The 22,563-nt window shown below is 36.8% G+C and carries 22 protein-coding genes; 5 read left to right on the top strand and 17 right to left on the bottom strand.

Annotated features, from left to right (window positions below):
• From SLH48_RS10310 to SLH48_RS10240, 15 genes are all read right to left on the bottom strand, one after another.
• The coding region (locus tag SLH48_RS10310) for an Ig-like domain-containing protein (protein ID WP_320258078.1) at positions 1–2,103 on the bottom strand (2,103 nt) is incomplete at its 3' end.
• Positions 2,104–2,384: 281 nt separating this feature from the next.
• Positions 2,385–3,563: a flagellin gene (locus SLH48_RS10305; protein WP_320258077.1), complete on the bottom strand. Its 1,179-nt coding sequence runs from the start codon at positions 3,561–3,563 to the stop codon at positions 2,385–2,387.
• A 216-nt stretch (positions 3,564–3,779) separates the two neighbouring features.
• A complete protein-coding gene (gene csrA, locus SLH48_RS10300; RefSeq protein ID WP_320258076.1) occupies positions 3,780–4,025 on the bottom strand; it encodes a carbon storage regulator CsrA in 246 nt (81 codons plus the stop codon).
• 13 nt (positions 4,026–4,038) lie between these two features.
• A complete protein-coding gene (fliW, locus tag SLH48_RS10295) occupies positions 4,039–4,482 on the bottom strand; it encodes a flagellar assembly protein FliW (protein ID WP_320258075.1) in 444 nt (147 codons plus the stop codon).
• Positions 4,483–4,499: 17 nt separating this feature from the next.
• Entirely contained in the window at positions 4,500–5,090 is a 591-nt protein-coding gene (locus tag SLH48_RS10290; protein WP_214480744.1) for a DUF6470 family protein, read from the bottom strand.
• 69 nt (positions 5,091–5,159) lie between these two features.
• Entirely contained in the window at positions 5,160–6,041 is an 882-nt protein-coding gene (gene flgL, locus SLH48_RS10285) for a flagellar hook-associated protein FlgL (protein WP_320258074.1), read from the bottom strand.
• Between the two features lie 12 nt (positions 6,042–6,053).
• Positions 6,054–7,574 carry a flagellar hook-associated protein FlgK gene (flgK, locus tag SLH48_RS10280; RefSeq protein WP_320258073.1) on the bottom strand — a complete coding sequence of 507 codons (1,521 nt, stop codon included), beginning with the start codon at positions 7,572–7,574 and terminating at the stop codon, positions 6,054–6,056.
• A gap of 20 nt (positions 7,575–7,594) precedes the next feature.
• Complete coding sequence (locus SLH48_RS10275) at positions 7,595–8,092, bottom strand: flagellar protein FlgN (RefSeq protein WP_320258072.1); 498 nt, start codon at positions 8,090–8,092, stop codon at positions 7,595–7,597.
• Positions 8,093–8,130: 38 nt separating this feature from the next.
• A complete protein-coding gene (gene flgM, locus SLH48_RS10270) occupies positions 8,131–8,394 on the bottom strand; it encodes a flagellar biosynthesis anti-sigma factor FlgM (RefSeq protein ID WP_320258071.1) in 264 nt (87 codons plus the stop codon).
• An 88-nt stretch (positions 8,395–8,482) separates the two neighbouring features.
• Positions 8,483–8,905: a TIGR03826 family flagellar region protein gene (locus SLH48_RS10265; RefSeq protein ID WP_320258070.1), complete on the bottom strand. Its 423-nt coding sequence runs from the start codon at positions 8,903–8,905 to the stop codon at positions 8,483–8,485.
• Between the two features lie 255 nt (positions 8,906–9,160).
• Positions 9,161–9,865: a ComF family protein gene (locus SLH48_RS10260; protein ID WP_320258069.1), complete on the bottom strand. Its 705-nt coding sequence runs from the start codon at positions 9,863–9,865 to the stop codon at positions 9,161–9,163.
• Between the two features lie 28 nt (positions 9,866–9,893).
• Entirely contained in the window at positions 9,894–11,411 is a 1,518-nt protein-coding gene (locus SLH48_RS10255; RefSeq protein WP_320258068.1) for a DEAD/DEAH box helicase, read from the bottom strand.
• Positions 11,412–11,720: 309 nt separating this feature from the next.
• Positions 11,721–12,563, bottom strand: coding sequence for a DegV family protein (locus tag SLH48_RS10250; RefSeq protein WP_320258067.1), 843 nt, complete (start codon positions 12,561–12,563; stop codon positions 11,721–11,723).
• A gap of 187 nt (positions 12,564–12,750) precedes the next feature.
• Positions 12,751–13,452, bottom strand: a complete 702-nt coding sequence (locus SLH48_RS10245) for a response regulator (RefSeq protein WP_214480753.1) — start codon at positions 13,450–13,452, stop codon at positions 12,751–12,753.
• 180 nt (positions 13,453–13,632) lie between these two features.
• Entirely contained in the window at positions 13,633–14,769 is a 1,137-nt protein-coding gene (locus SLH48_RS10240; RefSeq protein WP_320258066.1) for a sensor histidine kinase, read from the bottom strand.
• Positions 14,770–15,240: 471 nt separating this feature from the next.
• Between SLH48_RS10240 and SLH48_RS10235 the strand changes: the two genes are divergently transcribed.
• The 3 genes from SLH48_RS10235 to SLH48_RS10225 all read left to right on the top strand — a co-directional run bounded on the left by SLH48_RS10235 (position 15,241) and on the right by SLH48_RS10225 (position 18,299).
• Positions 15,241–15,879 (top strand): YigZ family protein, encoded by a 639-nt coding sequence (locus SLH48_RS10235; protein WP_320258065.1) that lies wholly within the window; start codon positions 15,241–15,243, stop codon positions 15,877–15,879.
• Positions 15,880–15,910: 31 nt separating this feature from the next.
• Positions 15,911–16,918 (top strand): LCP family protein, encoded by a 1,008-nt coding sequence (locus SLH48_RS10230; RefSeq protein WP_320258064.1) that lies wholly within the window; start codon positions 15,911–15,913, stop codon positions 16,916–16,918.
• Between the two features lie 346 nt (positions 16,919–17,264).
• Positions 17,265–18,299, top strand: a complete 1,035-nt coding sequence (locus SLH48_RS10225; protein ID WP_320258063.1) for an LCP family protein — start codon at positions 17,265–17,267, stop codon at positions 18,297–18,299.
• A gap of 383 nt (positions 18,300–18,682) precedes the next feature.
• Here the strand turns inward: SLH48_RS10225 and SLH48_RS10220 are convergent, their stop codons facing one another.
• A complete protein-coding gene (locus SLH48_RS10220; RefSeq protein WP_214480758.1) occupies positions 18,683–19,741 on the bottom strand; it encodes a glycosyltransferase family 4 protein in 1,059 nt (352 codons plus the stop codon).
• A 308-nt stretch (positions 19,742–20,049) separates the two neighbouring features.
• On the opposite strand from SLH48_RS10220, the gene SLH48_RS10215 reads away from it, so the two are divergent.
• Both SLH48_RS10215 and SLH48_RS10210 read left to right on the top strand, forming a co-directional pair.
• A complete protein-coding gene (locus SLH48_RS10215; RefSeq protein WP_320258062.1) occupies positions 20,050–20,280 on the top strand; it encodes a hypothetical protein in 231 nt (76 codons plus the stop codon).
• Between the two features lie 21 nt (positions 20,281–20,301).
• Positions 20,302–21,669 carry a SpoIID/LytB domain-containing protein gene (locus SLH48_RS10210; RefSeq protein ID WP_320258061.1) on the top strand — a complete coding sequence of 456 codons (1,368 nt, stop codon included), beginning with the start codon at positions 20,302–20,304 and terminating at the stop codon, positions 21,667–21,669.
• Between the two features lie 101 nt (positions 21,670–21,770).
• Here SLH48_RS10210 and SLH48_RS10205 read toward each other — a convergent pair whose 3' ends face one another.
• Positions 21,771–22,544 carry an S-layer homology domain-containing protein gene (locus tag SLH48_RS10205; protein ID WP_320258060.1) on the bottom strand — a complete coding sequence of 258 codons (774 nt, stop codon included), beginning with the start codon at positions 22,542–22,544 and terminating at the stop codon, positions 21,771–21,773.
• Positions 22,545–22,563: the final 19 nt, after the last annotated feature.

The following is a 22,563-nucleotide window of genomic DNA, read 5'->3' as shown; positions in this document are numbered from 1 at the left end:
ATTGGCTAAGACTGTGATTTGTTGTGTTTCTCCTTGTGCCAACGTCACTGTCGATGGATCTAACGTGATGCCTTGCACTGTTGCTGGGACAGTTACTGTTGTTGTACTTGTATGACCTTCATAGCTTCCTGTAATGACTACTGTTCCACCTGTAGCGTCTGCTGGAATTGTGATTAATCCAGTCACATCTACTGCTGCTTGGCTTGCGTCATCACTGCTATATGCTACTTCGCTTGTTACATCTTTTGTTGTTCCATCTGACATATTGGCTACGACTGAGATTTGTTGGGTTTCTCCTTGTGCCAACGTCACTGTCGATGGATCTAATGTAATTCCTTGGACAGCTGCTGGGACGGTCACTGTTACAGTCCCACTAATTCCTTCATAGCTTCCTGTAATGACCACCGTGCCACCTGGTGCATCTTGAGGAATGGTAATCAATCCACTCGTATCTATTGTTACTAGACTTTCATCAGCACTGCTATATGTTGTGCTACCCGTTACATCAATTTGCGTATTGTCAGACAAATTTGCTAATATTTGTAGCTGACTTGTCTCTCCTTGCGCAAGCGTTAATTCATCTGGCGTAAAGATTAAACTCTCTGCAGTAACATCGAGTACTTCGATTGTCGCTACTGCTGTTTTTCCGTTATGATATGCTCTAATATATGCGATCCCGCTTTGAGCGTTATCCGGGATTGTTACTAGTCCATTTTCATCGACCATTGCTATACTTGTATCATCGCTACTATATGTTGTACCTGTCTCTCCTAATGTCACATCTACAACGGAATCATCATCTTTTGTAGCTGTTACAGTTAACTGGTGTGTCGTTCCTCTTAATAAAGTGATGTTTTCAGGTTCAATTTGTACATTTTTAATCACTTCATAAGGCGGTATCGTAATCGTTCTCGCTACAAACTTCTCATCATTATCTGACAATAAATTGACTACATACTCAAGTTCTCTTATGTCAGCACTTGGTTCAATTTCTACATCCCAGGAAACCTGTGTTTCCTCACCAGGATTTAAAGAACCTATACTTACTTCTTGTTGTTGATTTTCAGCAAGCTTTAAACCTGCTGGTAAAGCAATGTTTAATCTAGCATTTGTCTCTGTGAAATCTTCAATGTTAGTAATATAAGCAGTAACTGTAAACGGATTTGGGCTGTAGCCATTCTCGGTTGCCTCTACAATACTCGCACCAGTTACACTTAATGCTAAAGGTGGTGTTAAATCTTGTGAAAGTTCACTTAAACCATAAAAGGTCTTAAATTCCTTCACTTCGCCAGGAGCTAATGTTGTTGGATTCCAGTACATCGCAACTGCACTATCCCCGTTACTAGAGTTCTTTATAGTATAATTCCATAATACGTCGTTAATATTTTCCCAACCGACAAATTGAACTTTATCTGGTTTTGTCATGGTACCGTTAAAGAAGGTACCATGGGATACAACTGATGGATCCTCTACCTTATCAAATGCCTGCCAATATTCTGGGATACCATCCCCAGTGTATTCAGTTTCCCTGGTAACAATACCACTTCCTGGTATTCTAAAAGGAGCATCATCGTTTTCTCCGAGCATCGTGTCCAACATAATACGCAACCCAACATCATGACTTTGATTGCCATTGTTAGTAACTAGATACTTTATTTCAACAGTATCATCATTATTTGTGTTTTGATTTTTCACAATAGATAATACTTGTTGGATAGAAATATCGCCTCTCGTTTGTACTGTCGAATGAGATAAATTTGCGTAATCATACGTACCTGGGCTATTAGCTTCAAACCAGAAAGGTACGCCATCTATATTTAACGATGTCTTAGAAGACCACGGACCTTGATCTTCATGACCATATAGCATTTTTTTATTATTATCTCTATCATTTGCTGGGTTACCCCCAGTTGTACCAATTGTAAATCTCCCTGCTTTAACCCTATCTCCATGAGTATTAGGTGCTACATCAAATTCAATGAAATCATTGCCAATTTCACTTTCTGCAATAGCATTAGAATGATTCACAAAAAACGCAAAGAAAAATACTAAAAATAATGCAAAATACTTTATGTTTATCCATTTCTTTGAAAACACTTTCATAATAAACTCCTCTCTGTTACAAGATAAAAAAGCTTTTCATATAATGAAGAAAAGCTGTAAGCGCCTTAGCCTTAATAAGCACTAAGTAGCTTTAATTCAACAATAATTAAAGATTTAGAACTTATATATCATAAAACTAAGCACTTGAATGTTGATTAACAATCTAAATTTTACTATGACGTATAGTTATAAAAGAACAAAATGCAATTACCTATTTGTTTCTAAAAAAAGAGACCTTAGATGATCTAAGATCTCTCCTTCTTGTATGTTAGCTTCAGTTATTAACGTAATAATTGAAGTACACCTTGTGGTTGTTGGTTAGCTTGAGCCAACATTGATTGAGCTGCTTGAGAAAGAATGTTATTCTTCGTGAATTCCATCATTTCTTTCGCCATGTCAACGTCACGGATACGAGACTCGGCAGCTGTTAAGTTTTCTGCAGATGTTCCTAAGTTATTAATTGTATGCTCTAAACGATTTTGGAATGCACCAAGCTGTGAGCGTTGAGAAGATACATCTTCAATTGCATGATTAATCGCTGAAATAGCTGCTTCTGCACCACCAGCGGATGTTACATCAACATTTTCAATATTTAATGCACTTGAGCTCATATCACCCACACCGACACTCATAGTTTGTGATGAATTTGCTCCAATATGGAAACTTAATCTAGAATCTACTGTTTGAGTAACAGCTGCACGTCCAGTTATGGTAAACTCTTTACCTAGATCGTCATCTGTTAGTGTAGAGATAGTTACATCGTAACTACCATCGATATCAAATGTTTCACCGGCAGCATTAGACAAAGTGCTATCTATAGTTAATGTACCACCATTGGCATAACTAAAATCCGTCAGTTTATTTCCGTTTGAATCTGAAAGTTCAAGCACAATACCGTTTGCTGCACTATTTTCAACCACTTTCACATGAATGGTTTCATTAGCAGCATCTCCAGTATTTGTAGCTGTTACTGCTGTAAACACCGACGTATCACTATTTCCATCGAAAACAACAGATTCATCACTCTTCACAATGCCTTGTTTACTTCCATCTAATAAAGTCATCGTATTGAATTCTGTAGTAGTAGAAATACGATCGATTTCCCCAACTAATTGGTTCATTTCCTCTTGTAACTCGTTACGATCTGCATCAGTATTTGAATCACTTGCTGCTTGAACTGCTAGCTCACGCATACGTTGAAGGATTGAATGTGTTTCGTTTAGGGCACCTTCAGCTGTTTGGATTAAAGAAATACCATCTTGAGCGTTTTTTGAAGCCATATCTAAGCCGCGGATTTGCCCACGCATTTTTTCAGAGATTGCTAAGCCTGCTGCGTCATCTCCAGCACGGTTAATACGAAGACCTGAAGATAATTTCTCCATTGATTTTGATGCTGCGTTGTTACCTGCTGTTAATTGACGGTAAGTGTTAAGAGCTGCGATATTATGATTAATTCTCATTGTTAAATTCCTCCTTGAATTTTGTATTCCACATCCATATGGAATAGGTATAAAGTATGGTAATTACATACAATAGTCGGCCGCCTATGCATCTAATCTACCAGTTATACTATATATATCGACACGCTTGTTAATTGTTTAATAGATTTTTTAATATTTTCTTGTAAAATTTTCAGGATATATGTAATGAGCATGAAAAATAAAAAGCCCTAACCATCATGATAGTTGGTTAGAACTATTTTTTAATGTTTTATTTAGTTGCTGTAGGATATCTTTCGAGTTGAGGGCAGACTCAATATTTTCTTGTTGAATAGACAAGTAAATTTCTTTACGATGTATTTCTGTTTTTTTCGGTGCTTTAATACCTAGCTTAATTTGCTCACGATCAATGGCTAATACTGTCACTTCGATGTCTTCACCAATTTGAATGGCCTCATCTACTTTTCTCGTTAACACTAGCACATCTGCTCCCCCCTTACTTCATTAATTTTTGCTTCTTCGTAAATAAATAATGCTTTGTATGATAGGACGTATTTGCTAAAATGACTTGTTTTCCTACCCTTTTTTCTGCATTTATAACAATTGGCGCTTGAAGATTAACAGTCGTGTTTGTAAACGGCTCATGAACTGTAATGATATTGTAAATTGCGACATTTTCCTCTGATATAATATTTAATTGATCGAGCGTACGGCTATCTAGCTCGAAAGCATAATCTTGAAAATAGGAGAATGGTTCTATGAGCGTAAATGCGACATCTTTACTACATACAGACTGCAAAATTTGAAATGGTGTCCCTTGTGAAAACGGGATAACGACAAATTCCTTTTCATCTAAGAAGCCTGGAATACCACTCGCAAAAGTAATCATATCGTCATTATTTATATTGACCGTACCATGATATTTCGTATTAATTTCCATAGTTCACAACCCCGTAACTAAATTTCAATCTCAAAATTATTACCGACAAATTTCAAGTTTTCAAAATCAATTTCTAATGAGTTAGAGCGCATTACAGCAGTATAAACATCACCAGGCTGATAACGGATAATCGGTCTATGTACTTCCACTTCAATTATTGGTCTATGAACTTGCACGTCGATATGAACCTGTGCAGGCTCATAATCGGTTTTCACACTAAAATGTGAAGGAATAAAACCGATGTTCTTCTCATATATCGGTCGTTCACTATTTTCCTTCGCTTGCTTGGCGATTGGATTTCCTCTGTTTTCAATGCGCATCAGCTCATCACCTTGTTGTGATCGACGCTCTAGTCCGTCAAGCCAATCCTTATAGCCAAGTTCAGCTGCTTCTTCAATTCTTCGGAAAATATGTTTTAAATCCATATCCTCCCAAGCCTGTGTCTGATCTATCGTTAGCTTTCCTGGCGTAGTTTCTATTGATACATCCGGTTTAGGCTGTTCAATCGAAACTTCGGCTGGTGGTTGTTCAATTTCTACAGTTGCGGGTGTCGTCAGCATTTCCATTTGGATAAGGCTTGATTGTTGACGAATTTGTGGTAATTGCATAGCGCTTTCACCCCTTATTTCATGAAAAAGCTATCTCCAATAGAAGATAGCTATATTTTTTATCACTGATTATCGTAAAAAGTCCATTAACGTCGGCTGCATAATACTTGCGCCAACACTTAAAGCAGCACGATGAACACTTTCCTGTACAGTTAAATCAATAATGACCCGCTCTAAATCTACATCTTCATTGTCAGATAAAATTTTAGTAGCGATGAGCTCCTGTTGGGCTAGGCGATCCTCTACTAGCTCAACGCGATTATAGCGCGCACCTAGCTCAGATCGCTCGGCAGAAAGGCTAGATAAATGCCCATCCACCTCGTCTAATAGTGTATCAAAATCGCCTGACCCTGATGCCAGCCCGTTAAGACTGTCTTCAATATCCTGAATAGTATCAAAAAGCGCTTGACTAAACACGTTGTCTGCATTTATATTCGCCTTCATTTCAACTCCGTTGGAAACTGAAATATTAAATTCATCCGTATTAATATTTGCAACTATAGGAGGTCCTGCATTGACAGGAGCTTCATCTATCGCTGTCCCATTATAAATGTATTTCCCAGCTACCTTCGTATTTGCTACAGATATTAAATCTTCCTTAATTTGAGACAACTCATCCGCTATTGCCTGTTGATCCTCAGGCGAAAGCGAGCCGTTTTTTCCTCTTAATACTAGATCACGAACTTGGGCAAGTGCTGAGTTTGCATGGTCTAGCCCATCCTCAGAGTTTTCAATCCATGAGTATAATTCTGAAAGGTTTCGTTGATATTGCTCTACCTCTGTCAAGTTCGTTCGATAAGCTATGCCCTTCATCGCTACTACTGGATCGTCTGAAGGTCTAGTAATTTTCTTCCCTGTAGATAACTGGTCTTGTAATTCGCCGAGTCGAGAGTAGCCTTGACTAATATTACGAAGTGAGCGATCAGCAATCATCGTTTGAGTAACTCGCATATTTTATTCCTCCTATCTACCTACTATTCCCATTCCATTAATTACTCTATCTAACATTTCATCAATCGTTGTAATATTTCTTGCCGATGCGTTGTATGCATGCTGGAATTTAATCATATTCGTAAACTCTTCATCTAAAGATACACTGCTCACGGATAAACGATTTTCTTCTGCTGTACTAAGTAATAAACCGACATTATTTGTGAAAACAATCGATTCTTTGGAAATAACAGCCATTTCACCAATAACACCTTCATAATAATCTTGTAAATTTGTCGTTTTCCCATCAATTGTTAATGCGTTATTTTTCACTTCTGCTAATGCGACAGCGTTACCACCATCCCCAAGCTGACCGGTTGCAGACGCCGCAATATTATCCGTTGATGCTTCAATTTCAGCTGATAGCTGAAGAAGAGCTGCAGCCCCTTCAGGATTCGTCAGTGCTTCAAAGAAGTTAACTGGGGTTTGCGTACCTGCATCAATATCATTTATATTCCAACCTGATTGATGCACATTGTTAAATTCCGTTGCAAAGGCATATGCCATTTCATCGATCTTTTTGATCATGCCAGGATAAACGCCTTCTTTTGATGTCCCATCGGTATAGCCGTATGAATCTATTAAACTTCTAATGCTACCTGTTGAAGCAAAGCCACCATCAACACCAATCGTATTACCGTCAAAATCAATCGATTCAGCCAAACCATTTGTTGCATTGTAATTAATCGTTAATGCGTTCACATTACCGGATGTATCTACGAGTGTGCCAAGTGAGTTCCCAGAATCATCAACGAGAGTGACAGTTGCAATCCCGTCTGCTGTTGGAGGGGCATGTCCCCCACTTGAAGTGTACGATACTTCAATGTTAGCAAGATTAGATATTTGGTCTAAAAGTCGGTCACGCTCATCATACAAATCATTTGGTATTAAGCCGTGTGGTTCTACTTCAGCAATTTGCTGATTAACATTATTCAACAATGTCGCTAGTGTATTAATTTCATCAATGCTATGATCTAGCTTGTCTTTAAAATCCTGTTGTGTAGCTTGTAATGAGCTCGCTATGTAATTAAATGCTTGTGCAACTGAACGACCGTTTTCTCGAACAACTGAACGTGCTCCTGAGTTTGATGGATCAACAGCTAAATCCTCTAAAGATTTCCAAAAAGCATCGATTGTACTTGATAAGCCTGAATCAGAAGGCTCATTCATGATGTCCTCCATTCGAGAAAGTGCTTCTGCACGAGATTCCCAATAACCGAGCTTACTGTTTTCACTTCTATATTGAATGTCTAGAAAACGATCCCTTATACGTTGTATTTCTCCCGCTTCAACACCTGTACCCATTTGCCCAGGGATTTCTGGTCTATTTATTGACGCAGGTGGGTAAGGTTCTGTTTGTACGAAATCCACCCGTTGTCTTGTGTAACCAGGTGTGTTTGCATTTGCGATATTATGCCCTAGGACGTTTAGCGCAGTTTGCTGTGTCGTCATGCCTCGACGGGCTGTTTCTAATCCGTGAAATGTAGAGCGCATGTATACTTTCCTCCGTTTCTTTACGCTTTTGAGTCAAACATGCTGCGATTAACTATTTGTTCATGTGATGTAGTTGACGTTGGTTTTTCATAATTGAATGAAGTAGGCTGTGGGATGAGTAAATCTAGAGACAAGTTAACATATTGGAGTGATTGATATATAAGCGCTTGATTAAGTTCATTTTGTTGTTTTAGCTTGTCTATCACTTTAATTAACTCGTTTTGTATGTCAGTTAATTGTTGTTTTGTCTGACCAGAAACGATGTTGATACAATCTGTCATCGTTGGCTCATTCCCTGAAATCGGATGACCACTAACTAGCTCGTAAACCATTGCTTTTCGTTCTTCATCCAGCTTATTAATGATGGCAATATGCTTTTGTTCCTCTATGAGAATCTTGTCCAAAGACTCAATATTACTACTTTTTATGACATCTACCTTTTTTATACTTAGATCATACAGGCTTTCGTGTTGTTTAAATAAGCTTTCTAAAGTTTGTAATAATTTTTGAGAAGACAATCGTACTCCCCCTATTTATCTGTCATATCTATGTTGTATTATTGTTTAGTGTAAAAATGATACAATCCTTTAGCAACCTGTTCGCGATTAATTGTATAAGTACCATTTTGAACTTGCTGCTTTAGCGATTCGACCTTTTGCTGACGATCACTTTCAACTTGTGAGGTCTCCTGTAATTCCTTTGCAGCTGAAGAAATTTCTATTCGATCAGATTTCGTATGCTTATCTATGTTATTTTTATATTGGTTCGTTTGCTGCTTATAGGCATATAAGCCATTTGGTTTAAACTGATTAATTTTCATGTGTATCCCTCACCTTCATTAATGAGTGAACTCCCCTCTTGTTACTATTATCGGTTGTTAACAATAAATTTTAATAAACAATAGTAAATTATTCATCTTTGTAAAGAGAATAATAAGTAATAGACTTGCGTTCACGCTTCCTCATATGTTCCTGTCTATTTTCTTCCCTTTCAAATGTAGCTAATTCATTTTTTAATTGAGCCACACATTTTTTGCATAGTTCACCCTCTTGAATCATATCGTTACACCGTTTACACGGATATCCTATGTTCGGAAATTGCTTAAGGCTTAACCGCCCTTTTTTAATAAATTTGATAATATATTCTTCAGCTACCTCTGTATCCTCAACAATTTGTGCAATTGTAGCACTGCGGTTTTTTTTGATTCGTAGGTACGTATAAATCTTGTTAAACGCTTCTTCCTCTTCTTTATAGCATTGATCACAAACTTCTCTCATATTATGCTTTACAAATAATCTCTCACACCGTGGGCAATTCATTAATTCATTCATCATAATCCTCCCGTACTATGTGTATTCATATTTTTAGTCTACTATAGCATTCTATGTTCTAATTGATAATGGCTCTTTTCGTAAACATTGTTGCTTTTGTTAACAAATTGGTACTACAAAAAGTGATTTTATATGTTAGTCATTTTCGTACAGAAGAAAAGATGCCACGATCGATAGTTGACTACGTGTTTATTTCTTAATACGAAAAATAACAATCAATGCGAAAACAGCATTGATAATAAAGAAATTACATATTTATCCTCGCACTAAAGTGAGCGAAGAAGCTGATTTTGCCCCAGCTTGTAATAGGGCTTTCGCAGCATGACGGACGGTTGTTCCAGTCGTATATACATCATCAATAAGTAAGATTTGTTGGTGTTTCACAAGAACAGTTTCATTAAATATAAACATATTGTCCGAATGGATACGTGCATATCTTGATTTTTTTGATTGTTTTTTTACATGTTTACGTGATAGAGGATGAGACAATGATAAATCTAGCAAATGAGCTATTGCATCTGCTTGATTAAAGCCTCTTTCATATAAACGTTGCTTACTTAAAGGAATGGGAACTATCATATAGTTATCTTGAAAATGTTCTTTAAAGCATTGTTGAAATAATGACTTAAAGGTATGCACAACTGCATAATCACCACGGAATTTAAAAAGATTAAGTGTTTCTTTCATATAGTCATTATACATATAAACAGATCGGTTACGCTGAAGTACATCTCGCCACTCTCGTTGATTTTCCCACCTAACACAGTCGTAACATAATGTTGTTGTTGACGATACACCCTGTAAAGGACGACCACATATACTACATAGCTTTCCTTCAATTATTGTAAGCCTTCTATGACATTCGTGGCAAATCTTTTGTTGTTCAGGCGACAAAGTCAATATAGCACGCCAGCTTACTTCCATTTGATATGGTTTGTGACATAGAAGACATGTCTTCATAGTAATCACTCCCTTATAAAACATCAAACTATTTATTATTAATGTAGCCCTGCCTTTGTCCTTTTTTATTCATGTATTGAATATGTCTTTTGGCTCTGACCATCGCTTTTGTTTTTCCGAAATGAAAGAAAATGATTTCTCCAGTTGGATATGCAGCATGCCTTCCTACTCTCCCTGAAATTTGAACGAGTGCACTTTCAGTAAAAATACGATCCTCAGCACCTAGTACTGCCACATCAATGTTTGGTATCGTCACACCTCTTTCAAGTACCGTTGTCGTCACAAGAATTTGAATGTCACCTTTACGGAAAGCCGCAACTTTTTCTTTACGCTTTGGATCTTTGGATGAAACACTGTCAATTCGTTGATCAAATTTCTTTATAATCATTGTGATTGTGTGCAAAACATCAATTGAAGGAACAAAAAGCAAAGCTTGCTTTTTGCATTGGAGATGCATAGATAGCCATGAGGTGACGATTGTAGGAAGATGATGCTTCAACAGGCACTTCTGCCAATTTCCACACCAGCGAAACGAGGGCAAAGGCAGTGGATAACCGTGATATCTAGCGGGAATGACAATCGCATTCCTTTGTTGTCTTTTTACTTCCCTCTGCCATTGACTATGAGGGGTAGCTGTCAAATAAATTGTTGATGCCGTTAGTTTTTTAGCGTTATTAACAGCATATCGTAGCATAGGTTCTACAGTATATGGAAATGCATCAACCTCATCAATGATCACAACGTCAAAAGCACGATAATAACGTAAAAGTTGATGTGTAGTCGAAAGCGTCAATGGTTCAAGTTTATTTTTCAAGTCAGCGCTCCCGCCGTACAATGCATTAATATTAATAGAAGGAAAAACTTCTCGTAAGCGCGGTGCAAGCTCTAACACAACATCTGTTCTTGGCGTTGCAATGCATATATATTTATTCGTTTGCAATGCTCTTTCTATTCCACTGAATAACACCTCTGTTTTCCCAGATCCACACACAGCCCACACGAGAAGGGTACTATGTTGATCTATTGTTTCTTTAATTGTTGTCGATGCTAGCTTTTGACTTTTTGACAATGTACCATCCCATTGTAATGAACCATCATTCCTCGGAGAATCTGGGCTTGGACCAATCCAATGTATGACAGGTGTGCATTCACTTATTCTCCCTAGCATAATACATTTTCTACAATAGGTACATTTTTCATGACATCGAGCACATAAGAAGCTGGAAAAGAGCCGCTTGTTTCGATTACCACACCGTTCACAATAATAATTTCCTTGTTGATAAGTAATTCCTTGTTGATAAGTAAGGTAGCCATTTACATAATGCTCATGGATAAGGTCTAGAGGATAGGGGATATCGTGTAACAACAGTTGCTTTCCAAATAAGTATTGCTGTAGTTGCTTACTGTAGACATAAGAAGAATTACAAGTTGGAGGTGACATGAATGAACACTGTCCGAGTGGTTTTTTTTGGAGATGATGCTTTTTAAGCTCAGAAGTAGCAAGAGACTCAGGTATTAACCGCTCTCGATACTCGTAAAACCGCATATTCGAGCTCCTTTCATAATTTATGAATAGTCATATTTAGTTTAATAGTAGTTGACATAAATTGTTATTCAATGAGTTTTCGTAGCGTTGTATCTTATAACATGACCAGCTTATTAAGTGATCCTACAGTAGGGGTTCGCTTATGCCCCCCCTGCTGTGAATGAGATATAAATAAATTAAGGTGTTTTTGAATGATTGATGTTTTTTGTACTACATGTACACATCCAGATCATCTTTACTTCGATAAAACGATGACAACCGTAAAAAACTCTTTTCTTACGATGCTCATTTTATAACAATAGCCATAAATTATTTTCTATACCAGCCCATACCTATTGCACCTTCTCCAAGATGTGTGCCGATAACTGCTCCGAAATAGCTTAATGTAAATTCGACATGTGGATACTGCTTTTCAAGTTCACTCTTTATTTGCTCAGCTTGTTGTTCACGATTTGCATGAATGATGACTGCTCGCATTGGTAATTGATTTGAAGCCTCTTCTCCAAACATGTCTATCATTTTCTGAAGTGCTTTTTTGCGTGTACGAATCTTTTCATACGGCACAATCACTTTATTAACAAAATGCAGAACTGGCTTCACTTGTAAAAGACTGCCGATTAATGCTTGAGCACTGTTTAAGCGTCCCCCACGCTGAAGGTGTGATAAATCATCAACCATAAAATAAGCTTGGACTGACTTTTTCATTTCTTGAAGCCTCAAGATTATTTCTTCAGGAGTTTTACCTTCCTTTGCCATTTCAGCTGCCTCTATTACATAGAAGCCTTGGAGCATACAGCTCGTCTCAGAATCGAATGGGTAGACGTTTATGTTTTCGACCATTTCTCCAGCTGAAACTGCACCAGCATAAGTTCCACTAATACCGCTGGAGAGGTGAATACAAATGACTGCGTCAAAATCATTAGCTAATTGTTTAAATTTCTCAACAAACAAGCCAATTGACGGCTGTGAGGTTGTTGGTAGCTCTCCATTACCACGAACCTTGTCATAAAAATCGTCTGCTGATATTTCAATTTCTTCTTTATATGATTCGTTCTCGAAATTAACCATTAATGGAATCATTTCTATATGAAGCTTTTTACGAATTTCCAATGGAATATACGCCGTACTATCAGTTAAAATTGCCGTCCTCATTCCTACAATCCTTCCTTATGCCGTATGTTTGAGCTTAATAACATCTTTATACCATCATTTATTTTACATGATATTGTTTATAAATTGTATAGAAAATACACAAGCTATTTCAATTATTAAACGACGAATATGATCATAAACCCTAACCTTCTCATTCACACAATCATAAGGTGAGGTGTTACCTCATTTATCGTACTTCCACCCAGCCATTTTTAATGGCAACTACAACTGCTTGAGTACGATCATTAACACTCATCTTTTGCAAAATATTACTTACATGGTTTTTAACTGTTTTTTCACTAATATATAATGCTTCACCGACTCCACGGTTGCTCTTTCCGTCTGCTAATAGCTGTAACACTTCACATTCACGCCTAGTAAGGATATGAAGCGGTCTTCTTATTTCAGTTTTTTCAATGGCATTTCCCATATTCGTTTGTCCACCATCAGCTAAGCGTCGGAATTCATTTACAAGATTATGCGTAACCTTTGGATGTAAATATGAGCCTCCATTTGCTACAACTTTTATCGCTTCAACTAATGCATCCGCATCCATTTCTTTCAACAAATAACCTCTAGCACCAGTCTTCAAAGCATGCATAACATAGTTTTCATCATCGTGAATCGAAAGAATGATGACCTTAGCTTCACTATTTTCTTCTATTAGTAATCTTGTCGCTTCAACACCATTTACAATTGGCATATTTATATCCATTAATATAACATCAGGATTAAATGTTTTTTCAAGTTGTAAAGCTTCGTTTCCGTCACTACCTTCCGCAACTACTTCAAAGCTCTCCTCAAAATCTAAAATCCTTTTTACACCTTCTCGAAATAATTGATGATCATCAATAATAACTATTTTAGTATTCAATGTAATCCTCCCCATACTTTTCAAGGCTACTAAGAACTACGTTACTATATTTATTAATAGCTTAATCCTCTACCGGTAAGAAATAATAGTATTTTTACTGCATTTACATGCGTATTACTCTATGTCTTTTCCTTTTATTACATTCGATTATTTTAAATTACCCTACCACACCTGCCACTACGTCTTGAATGATCATTAAACAGGAATTGGGATTCTTATCATAATTACCGTACCTACACCCACTTTGGAATCTACTGTCATTTCACCTTCTAATAAGTCTACTCGCTCATTCATTCCTATAAGTCCAAAAGCATTTTCTTTTTTTTCATGGATGTTGAATCCTTTACCATCATCTTTAATGACCAGTATAACATTATTCACTCCAATTTCAATTTTCACCTGAATTTTACTTGATTCAGCATGCTTAATGGCATTTTGTACTGATTCCTGCGCTAGGCGGAAAAGCGCTACCTCTAATCTAGCAGGTAATCTTTTTTCCTTTCCAATACTAAGAAATAGAATGACTACTTGATTATATTCTTCAACTGTTGACAAATATTTTTTTAAGGTCGGGATTAGCCCTAAGTCATCTAGAGCCATCGGACGTAGATCATAAATAATTCTTCTTACTTCAGAGAGAGTGGAGCGTACCATCGTCCGTAAATCACGTATCTCTTTAAATGCTTCCTCTGCTCCACGTTCACGGTACAATCGGTCTATTAACTCTGATCTCATCATAACATTTGCGAGCATTTGAGCAGGTCCATCATGAATTTCACGTGATAGCCTTTTCCGCTCTTCCTCTTGCCCCTCAATAATTCTCAAACCAAAATCTTGTTTTTGAATGGCATCTTCAAGCAATTCTCCAACTTGTCGAAAATCACTGTTTAAATAATTGAGAACGACTGAAATTTGTCCCATTAAATGGTCTGCACGCTCAATCGTTTCCGATAATGCTAATATCCTTCTCTCAAGGTCATCACGACGATCTCTAAGCTGTTTCTCGCGTTCTCGAACCATTGATAAATTCATTTGTAGCGCGTGTGCTTGCTCGTAAGCACCGCGAACTTGGCTCTCACTATATTGATCAAAATGTCTACTCACCTCTACAAGTCGTTGCCTTGCAAACTTTTCATGAGTATCTAACTTGTCACCTTCATCAATCACGTCATTTACTAGAATTTTTGTCTTTAAAAGTTCTTCATTTAATTTTTCGTATTCCGTACGCGATTGCTCACTTATTAGGAAAATTTCACCTTTGCTGCTATCGACAGTTTCTATCATTTTTTTTAGGATATTATCTAATGCTAATGTATTAAATTTCTTTGTCATTTTTCCTCCTTTATATATTGTTGGGCTTTATATTAGCAATCGATCTAGACAAATTTTTCATGATTATTGCAATATATGTATAAATTTCAATCTACAGTGATTTAAGAAGGTTCTTGCTTTTAATTATATCATGGAGCAAACAAGTATATTTTCCCATTTAAGCGTCGACAAAATTCGCTATTTTTGTCGATATTTTTTAAAAAATTCATACAAATTGGAAGCAATATAGTTAATAGTACCTATTTCATATCGACAACCTAAAAAGCGAAATGAATTTACAAAAATAAAGAATAAGTACAGTATTTATTTGCAAAACAGACTTTGCTCCATTAAAGTAAATATTGCGGAAAACTATTTGCTGTAAAATTTTTGTCGTTTTATAATATATATGGAGAATTATAACGAAAAAGAACGACATTTAAAAGAATGGCGAAAGTTTGATCGAGAAGTATATTCAGGAGGGTTATCAGTTTGTTACAAAAGTATTATACCGTAAAGGGAAATGGAGAACATGAAATTACGATTCAAAAATCCCGCTTCATCTGTCACGTAAAGCGAGTAACGACTGATGCAGAAGCACAACAATATATACTTGATATTAAGAAGCAATATTGGAATGCTTCTCATAATTGTTCTGCATACTTAATTGGTGAAAGAGACCAAATTCAAAAAGCAAATGATGACGGCGAGCCTAGTGGCACGGCAGGTGTACCGATGCTAGAAGTGCTAAAGAAGAAAGGCCTAAAAGATACCGTCGTCGTTGTCACTCGTTATTTTGGTGGAATTAAGCTAGGTGCAGGGGGGCTTGTTAGAGCTTATGGGAAGGCTGTATCTGAGGGGCTTCAAGCAACGGGTATTGTCGAAAGAACGCTGATGCGTGTGATGCACACGAAAATTGATTATAATTGGCTCGGGAAGCTCGAAAATGAGCTGCGTTCTTCAATATACAAGCTAAAAGAAATTCACTATTTAGAAGATGTCGATATTGAGGTATATGTAGAAGCAGAGCATAAACAACAATTTATTGAATGGATGACAGATTTAACGAACGGTAAAGCCGTCATCTCTGAAGGCATAAACACATATTTAGAGGAGACCGTTACAATATAAGGAATTACACGAAACGAAGAAGGGTGAGGGAATGAAAGACAATCAGGACAATAAATCAGGAAAGGTTATATCAAAACGACGCAAGAGGCTTATTATCTTCATCATTCCAGTGCTCATTATCATCATAGCTGCCACTGCATATGGTGCAAATTTATATATAAAAGCTCAAAATGCATTTGAAAATTCACGAGAGGTTCCGACTAATGAGGATACATCTAGTCCACCAGTACAAGAAGCGATTATAAAGAAAAAAGATAACTTTTCGTTGTTAATTATGGGCATAGAAAATAGTGAAACGAGGGTTGATGCAAATAATGTAGATGCATTACTTCTTGCTACATTTAATGAAGAAAAAAAATCTGTGAAGCTTTTACACATCCCACGTGATTCCTATGTATATATTCCTTATAAGGATAGTAAAGACAAAATCACACATTCAAATAATGGCGGAACTCAAGCAACCATTGAAACTGTTTCACAGCTTCTTGATCTACCGATTGACCGCTATATTAAATTAGATTTTAATGCATTTGTTGCCATTGTTGATGCACTTGGTGGTATTGAAGTTGATGTACCAATCACATTTTCTGAACAAGATAGTCAGGATCGACTTAATAGCATTTATATAGAAAAAGGCCTGCAAACATTAACTGGTGAGGAAGCACTTGCGTTAGCACGAGTAAGGAAGCTTGATAATGATTTTGAACGTGGTAAACGTCAACAGCTTATTATTGAGGCGATTATTGATAAAGCCGCTTCACTCGGTTCGATTACGAAGTATGGCACGATGATTGAAGCACTTGGAGACAACTTAAAACATAATTTTGCTACTTTCTCTGAAATCACTTCATTATACAAGTATGCCACGCCTGATCTCACAATTGAGACGCTACAGCTACAAGGGTATGATTCAACAGCTGGAGCAGCATATATTTTCGAATTAGATGAAACTTATTTAGAAGAAGTTAAAAAAGAACTGCAAGATCACCTAGAAGACGTTGAGCCTCCTAACAATGAAAGCTCTAATAACGAACAATAAAGCATTTATTTCTACAGTTCAACAACTTCCTAATTATTGGATATTAGCACCAGCCACTAACATGTTATACTAGTTATAGTGGCTTATGTTTTGTTCAACCAGATGGAACAACATTAAGCCACTAACAGCACCTAGAAGTAAGGCATTTTAGTTCGTTATGAATAATATCAGCTTTCATTTTACTAAATTTCCCCATTTACGAGACTTATAAAAAAAGGTACAATGGAAGCTGTTATACTTTTTTTGAGTTCAACAGTAGCCACCATCATTTTAAATAGTGGCTCTTTTACTAAACTTTGTTTGTGCCTATTCGAACAATCTTTATAACTTAAAGGAGTAGAATGCTATGAATAATGATAGACGCTATCTTAAGTTAAAGCATCGTAAAAAGAAGCGAAGAAGAATAATTTATTTATTTACGATCCCACTATTAGCCATTATATTAGGCGTGTCAACATACGGTTCCATTTTATTAAACCAGGCACAATCAGCTGCCAATGAGGCAAATGAGGAATTAGTCAGAGGCGAAAAATCAGAAAAACGCGAAGAAGTCGTACACCCAAAAGCAGATAATATTTCAATTCTATTTATGGGTGTAGATGATAGTGAAGCAAGAGGTAGTGGTAATAGTAGAACAGATGCTTTATTACTAGCTACATTTAATGAGGAAGAAAAGTCTGTAAAACTATTAAGTATGCCGAGAGATTCATATGTTTATATCCCTTCAGTAGGGTATAATGACAAAATAAATCACGCCCATGCTTTCGGTGGAACTGACGGTGCAGTTGAGACAGTTGAAAACTTACTTGATATTCCAGTTGATTACTTTGTTAAATTGAATTTCAACGCATTCGTTGATTTAGTCGACGCACTTGATGGAATTGAAGTCGATGTTCCAATTACGTTTTCTGAGCAGGACAGTCAAGATCGTAAAGGAGCCATTTATCTTGAACAAGGGCTACAAACACTTGACGGTGAAGAAGCACTTGCTTTAGCCAGAACGAGAAAAATAGATTCTGACTTAATGCGTGGTGAACGCCAGCAGCTCGTGATGAAAGCAATTGCTGAAAAAGCAGCTTCATTAGGTTCTGTTACTAAATATAGTGCAATCATCGAAGCACTTGGTAACAACATTAAAACAAACCTTACCTTTGACGAGATGATTTCTTTCTATGATTATGCGACATCAAGCTTTACAATTGATAATCTCCAATTGCAAGGTAGTAATGCAATGATTGACGGCATTTATTATTACGATCTAGATGAACAACAATTAGAAAATATTAAGCAAGAATTAAAAACACATTTAAATGTGAATGCAGATCATACGGCAAATGATTCGGTTGTAAACAACGAGCAACAAACATCCGAGCATAATTAAGAAACACAGCTCTATTCGTCTATATTTGACGAGTAGAGCTGTTTTATTTTTGAGCTAGAGTCTCTTGGTTTAAAACTCTCCTTTAGTTCAAAATATATGCTTTGCTGCATTAATAGTGTTGGGAAAGATACAGGAGTTGATGAGACCGTTTGTCATTCGTCCACTTCACTCCCATTCAATGCTATAGTTGCACATATTCATTCATGTTAAGAGAAGTGGGATGTACAAACATCTCACATCTAACACAAACTGAAGGTCAGTCCTTGAAGTCTTGCTCACCCTTAAAATAAAGTTAATCATTGTCCATAGTGCTAAAAAAGGAGGATGACTATGATCCTGCCCAACAAATTCATTGGGTTAGATCATTTGTCATCCTCCATTAATTATTTTTTTACATTTGGTGCATATAAAATGCCGCGTATGAAATTAATTAGTGGACGATAATTTTCACCAATTAAGCCGATCTTTTCAACAAATAGCTCAACGACAAGTAATAACACTGAAATAATGACGAGTGCATACCATATCGTTACTTGTGAGAAAATAACAGCAGCAACTCCAAACATGGCACTTATACCGTAAATAACAAGAACGGTTTGTCGGTGACTATACCCTAGTCGTAACAAGCAGTGATGCAAGTGTGATTTATCAGGTGCAGATAACGGCTTTTTATTTACAATTCGACGAATGATCGCAAAGAACGTATCTGAAATCGGTACACCTAACACAATGATTGGCACAATCAAGGAGATAAATGTAACGTTTTTAAATCCTAGTAGTGATAGAACAGCTATCATGTAACCAAGGAATAACGCTCCTGTATCACCCATAAATATTTTAGCCGGATGGAAATTATAGAATAGAAAGCCAATAATGCTTCCAAGCATAATTAACCCAATACTGACAACAAATATATCACCTTTAATCATCGCCATTCCAGTAATTGTAATCAATGCGATAGCAGATACTCCTGCTGCTAGGCCATCAAGGCCATCGATTAAATTAATGGCATTGGTGATGCCGACTATCCAAAGTATTGTTAACGGTATACTGAACCAGCCAAATTGCAATTCACCACCGAATGGCAAGTTGATAAATTCAACTTGTACACCACCTAATACAACCACACCGGCAGCTAATAGCTGTCCACCTAATTTTATCTTCGCAGATAATTCAAATACATCATCTAATACACCTGTGAGGATAATAATGGCACTACCGATAAGTATAGCTAATTGAAATTCATCTTGAGGTCGTAAAATCAACACACCGATTAGAAAACTTATATATATCGCTAAGCCACCTAAACGCGGCATGATTTTTTGATGTACTTTGCGCTGATTCGGACGATCTGTTGCTCCAATTTTATACGCAAATTTCTTTACAAGCGGCGTAATCAATATGGAGATTATTAAACAAATCAATGAGGTCAAATAAATCATGTAGACCCTCCTTAGTAATATATGTTGCCCAATTTCATTCAAAACTATCTTCTTTTTTACATAAAAATTTACAATTAATTCTAAATTTAAGTATATTTGCTATCTTCTTTTCTAGTTATACAAATTGCATTATATCATAACTACTTTATAAGATAAATAGAATACTAGGCAACTATTTTTAACAGTTTCCTGCTACTTCTATCGTATTCTCTAAAATAGCGAAACGCAGGCCACCATTTCTTTGTTATAATAATATTCGTGCAAATCTTTCATTTTTTGACCATTATCTACAAGGAGGAAACAAAAAAATGAAATTCTCTAAGAAATCGATTCTAACAATTTGTGTAACTAGTATGCTTGCACTATCAATATTTACAGTTAAAACTGCCGCCAATACAGAGCCTGTCATTGCAAGTGTAGAATGGGTTTTGTCAAAAATTAATCCACTGAGTGATAAGGTAGAGAATTTAGAACAAAGAGTGACAGAGCTTGAAGATCAAGTTGATCAATTAAAAAACAAGCTTGAAAATAACTCATAACGATAGGGTGGTGTACATACGATGAAAAAATTAGCCATCTCTATCATGTCAATCATTTTTATAGCTCTACTCCCAACAATCTCTGCTGGATCTGGGACAGCAGGTATATCACCTCCACTCTATGAGACGAGTATTAAGGTGAAATTGTTACCAGAAAAAACATTTTCAGCAAAAATATTTGGGTCATATCATTTTGTGAACCTAGATGATCAATCGGTAATTCCTTATACTACAGACATTATATTTGAGCAACAGAATGGTATAGTCATTGCTACAACCAATGGTGACTCCTACGAATCGAGTTCTGGATATGGACTCTATGAAGTAGAGCAAAATGACCAAAATGCTGTAGAAATATCTAACATCCAGACGAGCTCTGGACCGATGCCTGTACAGTATCGAGGTTCGTTTTCAATTACACCTCAACTAACAGAAGAAGCACCTAACTTAGTTAACACGTTACATATTGAAGATTACATCAAAGGTGTTGTACCGAGTGAGATGCCATCTTATTGGCCATATGAAGCACTTAAAGCGCAAGCTGTAGCAGCACGGAGTTATGCGTTCTCTCAAATGCAAACATCACAATATTTAAACATGACTGTTGCAAGTCAGGTTTATCGTGGTAAAACGAACGAAGCAGCAACGACTAATCAAGCAATCGCTGAAACAAATGGCGTATTTGCAACATATAACAACGAACCTATTCAGGCATTTTTCCATGCTAGTAGTGGTGGTTATACTGAAAATAGTGAAGATGTATGGTCAAATCCTATTCCTTATATTAGAGCTGTAGAGGATTCATTTGATCAACATCCAGATAACACTCATTATGGTTGGAGCATGAGCATCCCTGCTACAACGATAACTAACAGCCTATTTGGTAATGCACAAAACACCTTACTCTCTTTAAAAGTAACCGAAAGAAGTATAGCTGGTGCAGTACAACAAATGGAAGCCATTGTATATGACAATGAAAGGAATACTAGATCCTCCATTTCATTAAAGCCTACATTTACAAGCTCTTCTGATGGATTTCGCACCATCTTCGGAGAGTACTTAAAGAGCTCCAAATTTACCGTTACTGGTGATGCAGCTGCAAAAATCATCCTTGCAGACGGCTCAACAACTCGTGTAGATAACCTTTACGGCTATGAGCTACAAACAGCAGACAATGCGACAGAGACAATCGTCGACGACAACATTACATTAAAAACTAAAACGTCAACAGCTCTTTATCCAACATTTACTCAAGCGTATCAATTTTCAGGCGACGGTTGGGGCCACGGTCTAGGCATGAGTCAGTGGGGTGCACGAAGCATGGCTTCAGCTGGCTATACATACGACCAAATATTAAAGCATTATTACATAGGTATAGAAGTCAGATGATCACCAAAAAAGCTTAATACCCATCTATAGACACAAACAAGGAGACTTACGATAATAAGTCTCCTTTATGTTGCCCTATTTTGTTAGATGGTATTTACTACTTAATCTCTTTCCAATGCTCGTACAAGAAAAGCAGAAAACTGAGAGCGTTTCGTTGGCTCACTTGGGTTAAAATAACCATTGCTTCCTGTCGCAATGCCGTGCTGGGTAACAATCTTTATAGCCTCATATATGTCACCATCACTGTTATCATTTGTTACATCCACATACTCTGTAAAAGAATCGTCTAGTGGCTGTAATTGAAAGCCTTTTTGTAATGCAACAGCCATATGTTTTCTTTGCATTGGTTCATTTGGCATAAACGAACCGTTGTTACCGTCAATCAACCCATGTTCAAAAGCAGTCATAATCAACTGTTCGGCCCAATTACCTGGCTCTACATCATTGAATACGGACGGTGTTTTAGATAGTGGGAGGTCAAGTGCTATGACAATCATCTTTGCTGCCTGTGCCCTTGTAATGGTATTTTCAGGTTTGAAGAGCTGTTCAGCTGGGTAGCCTGAAATAATTCCTTGCTTGTACAATTTCATAACTTCTCCAAAAGCCCAATAATCAGCTTGCACATCATTAAAGACCGGCTGTTCAGTTGACTGTTCTGAACTAATTAAAAGTTCTTCTACTTCTTTCTCAAGTAAAGTAACTTTATCTTCTACGCTTTGTGTACTTGCAGCTACTTCACCTAGCTCTTGCTCCGTCCACTCTGCTGTTGCTACCTCGTTATTTTTACCTGCATATGTTTTTTGCTCCTGTGAACAAGCAGACGTGATTAATAAGCCGGTAATAGTACATAATAAAAACCCTTTTTTATAAAGCATCCTTTAACCCTCCCCCGTC

It is taken from the genome of Cytobacillus sp. IB215316 (assembly GCF_033963865.1).
GTDB classification, from domain to species: domain Bacteria; phylum Bacillota; class Bacilli; order Bacillales; family SM2101; genus Nanhaiella; species Nanhaiella sioensis.
This window is presented reverse-complemented; position numbering and strand designations above follow the sequence as displayed.

What these genes read in the sequence shown, in the direction of transcription:
- SLH48_RS10305 (WP_320258077.1), bottom strand. Translation starts at nt 3,563, where the DNA reads ATGAGAATTAATCATAATATCGCAGCTCTTAACACTTACCGTCAATTA.
- fliW (WP_320258075.1), bottom strand. Translation starts at nt 4,482, where the DNA reads ATGGAAATTAATACGAAATATCATGGTACGGTCAATATAAATAATGAC.
- SLH48_RS10290 (WP_214480744.1), bottom strand. Translation starts at nt 5,090, where the DNA reads ATGCAATTACCACAAATTCGTCAACAATCAAGCCTTATCCAAATGGAA.
- flgL (WP_320258074.1), bottom strand. Translation starts at nt 6,041, where the DNA reads ATGCGAGTTACTCAAACGATGATTGCTGATCGCTCACTTCGTAATATT.
- flgK (WP_320258073.1), bottom strand. Translation starts at nt 7,574, where the DNA reads ATGCGCTCTACATTTCACGGATTAGAAACAGCCCGTCGAGGCATGACG.
- flgM (WP_320258071.1), bottom strand. Translation starts at nt 8,394, where the DNA reads ATGAAAATTAATCAGTTTAAACCAAATGGCTTATATGCCTATAAGCAG.
- SLH48_RS10265 (WP_320258070.1), bottom strand. Translation starts at nt 8,905, where the DNA reads ATGAATGAATTAATGAATTGCCCACGGTGTGAGAGATTATTTGTAAAG.
- SLH48_RS10260 (WP_320258069.1), bottom strand. Translation starts at nt 9,865, where the DNA reads ATGAAGACATGTCTTCTATGTCACAAACCATATCAAATGGAAGTAAGC.
- SLH48_RS10255 (WP_320258068.1), bottom strand. Translation starts at nt 11,411, where the DNA reads ATGCGGTTTTACGAGTATCGAGAGCGGTTAATACCTGAGTCTCTTGCT.
- SLH48_RS10250 (WP_320258067.1), bottom strand. Translation starts at nt 12,563, where the DNA reads ATGAGGACGGCAATTTTAACTGATAGTACGGCGTATATTCCATTGGAA.
- SLH48_RS10245 (WP_214480753.1), bottom strand. Translation starts at nt 13,452, where the DNA reads ATGGGGAGGATTACATTGAATACTAAAATAGTTATTATTGATGATCAT.
- SLH48_RS10240 (WP_320258066.1), bottom strand. Translation starts at nt 14,769, where the DNA reads ATGACAAAGAAATTTAATACATTAGCATTAGATAATATCCTAAAAAAA.
- SLH48_RS10230 (WP_320258064.1), top strand. Translation starts at nt 15,911, where the DNA reads ATGAAAGACAATCAGGACAATAAATCAGGAAAGGTTATATCAAAACGA.
- SLH48_RS10225 (WP_320258063.1), top strand. Translation starts at nt 17,265, where the DNA reads ATGAATAATGATAGACGCTATCTTAAGTTAAAGCATCGTAAAAAGAAG.
- SLH48_RS10220 (WP_214480758.1), bottom strand. Translation starts at nt 19,741, where the DNA reads ATGATTTATTTGACCTCATTGATTTGTTTAATAATCTCCATATTGATT.
- SLH48_RS10215 (WP_320258062.1), top strand. Translation starts at nt 20,050, where the DNA reads ATGAAATTCTCTAAGAAATCGATTCTAACAATTTGTGTAACTAGTATG.
- SLH48_RS10210 (WP_320258061.1), top strand. Translation starts at nt 20,302, where the DNA reads ATGAAAAAATTAGCCATCTCTATCATGTCAATCATTTTTATAGCTCTA.
- SLH48_RS10205 (WP_320258060.1), bottom strand. Translation starts at nt 22,544, where the DNA reads ATGCTTTATAAAAAAGGGTTTTTATTATGTACTATTACCGGCTTATTA.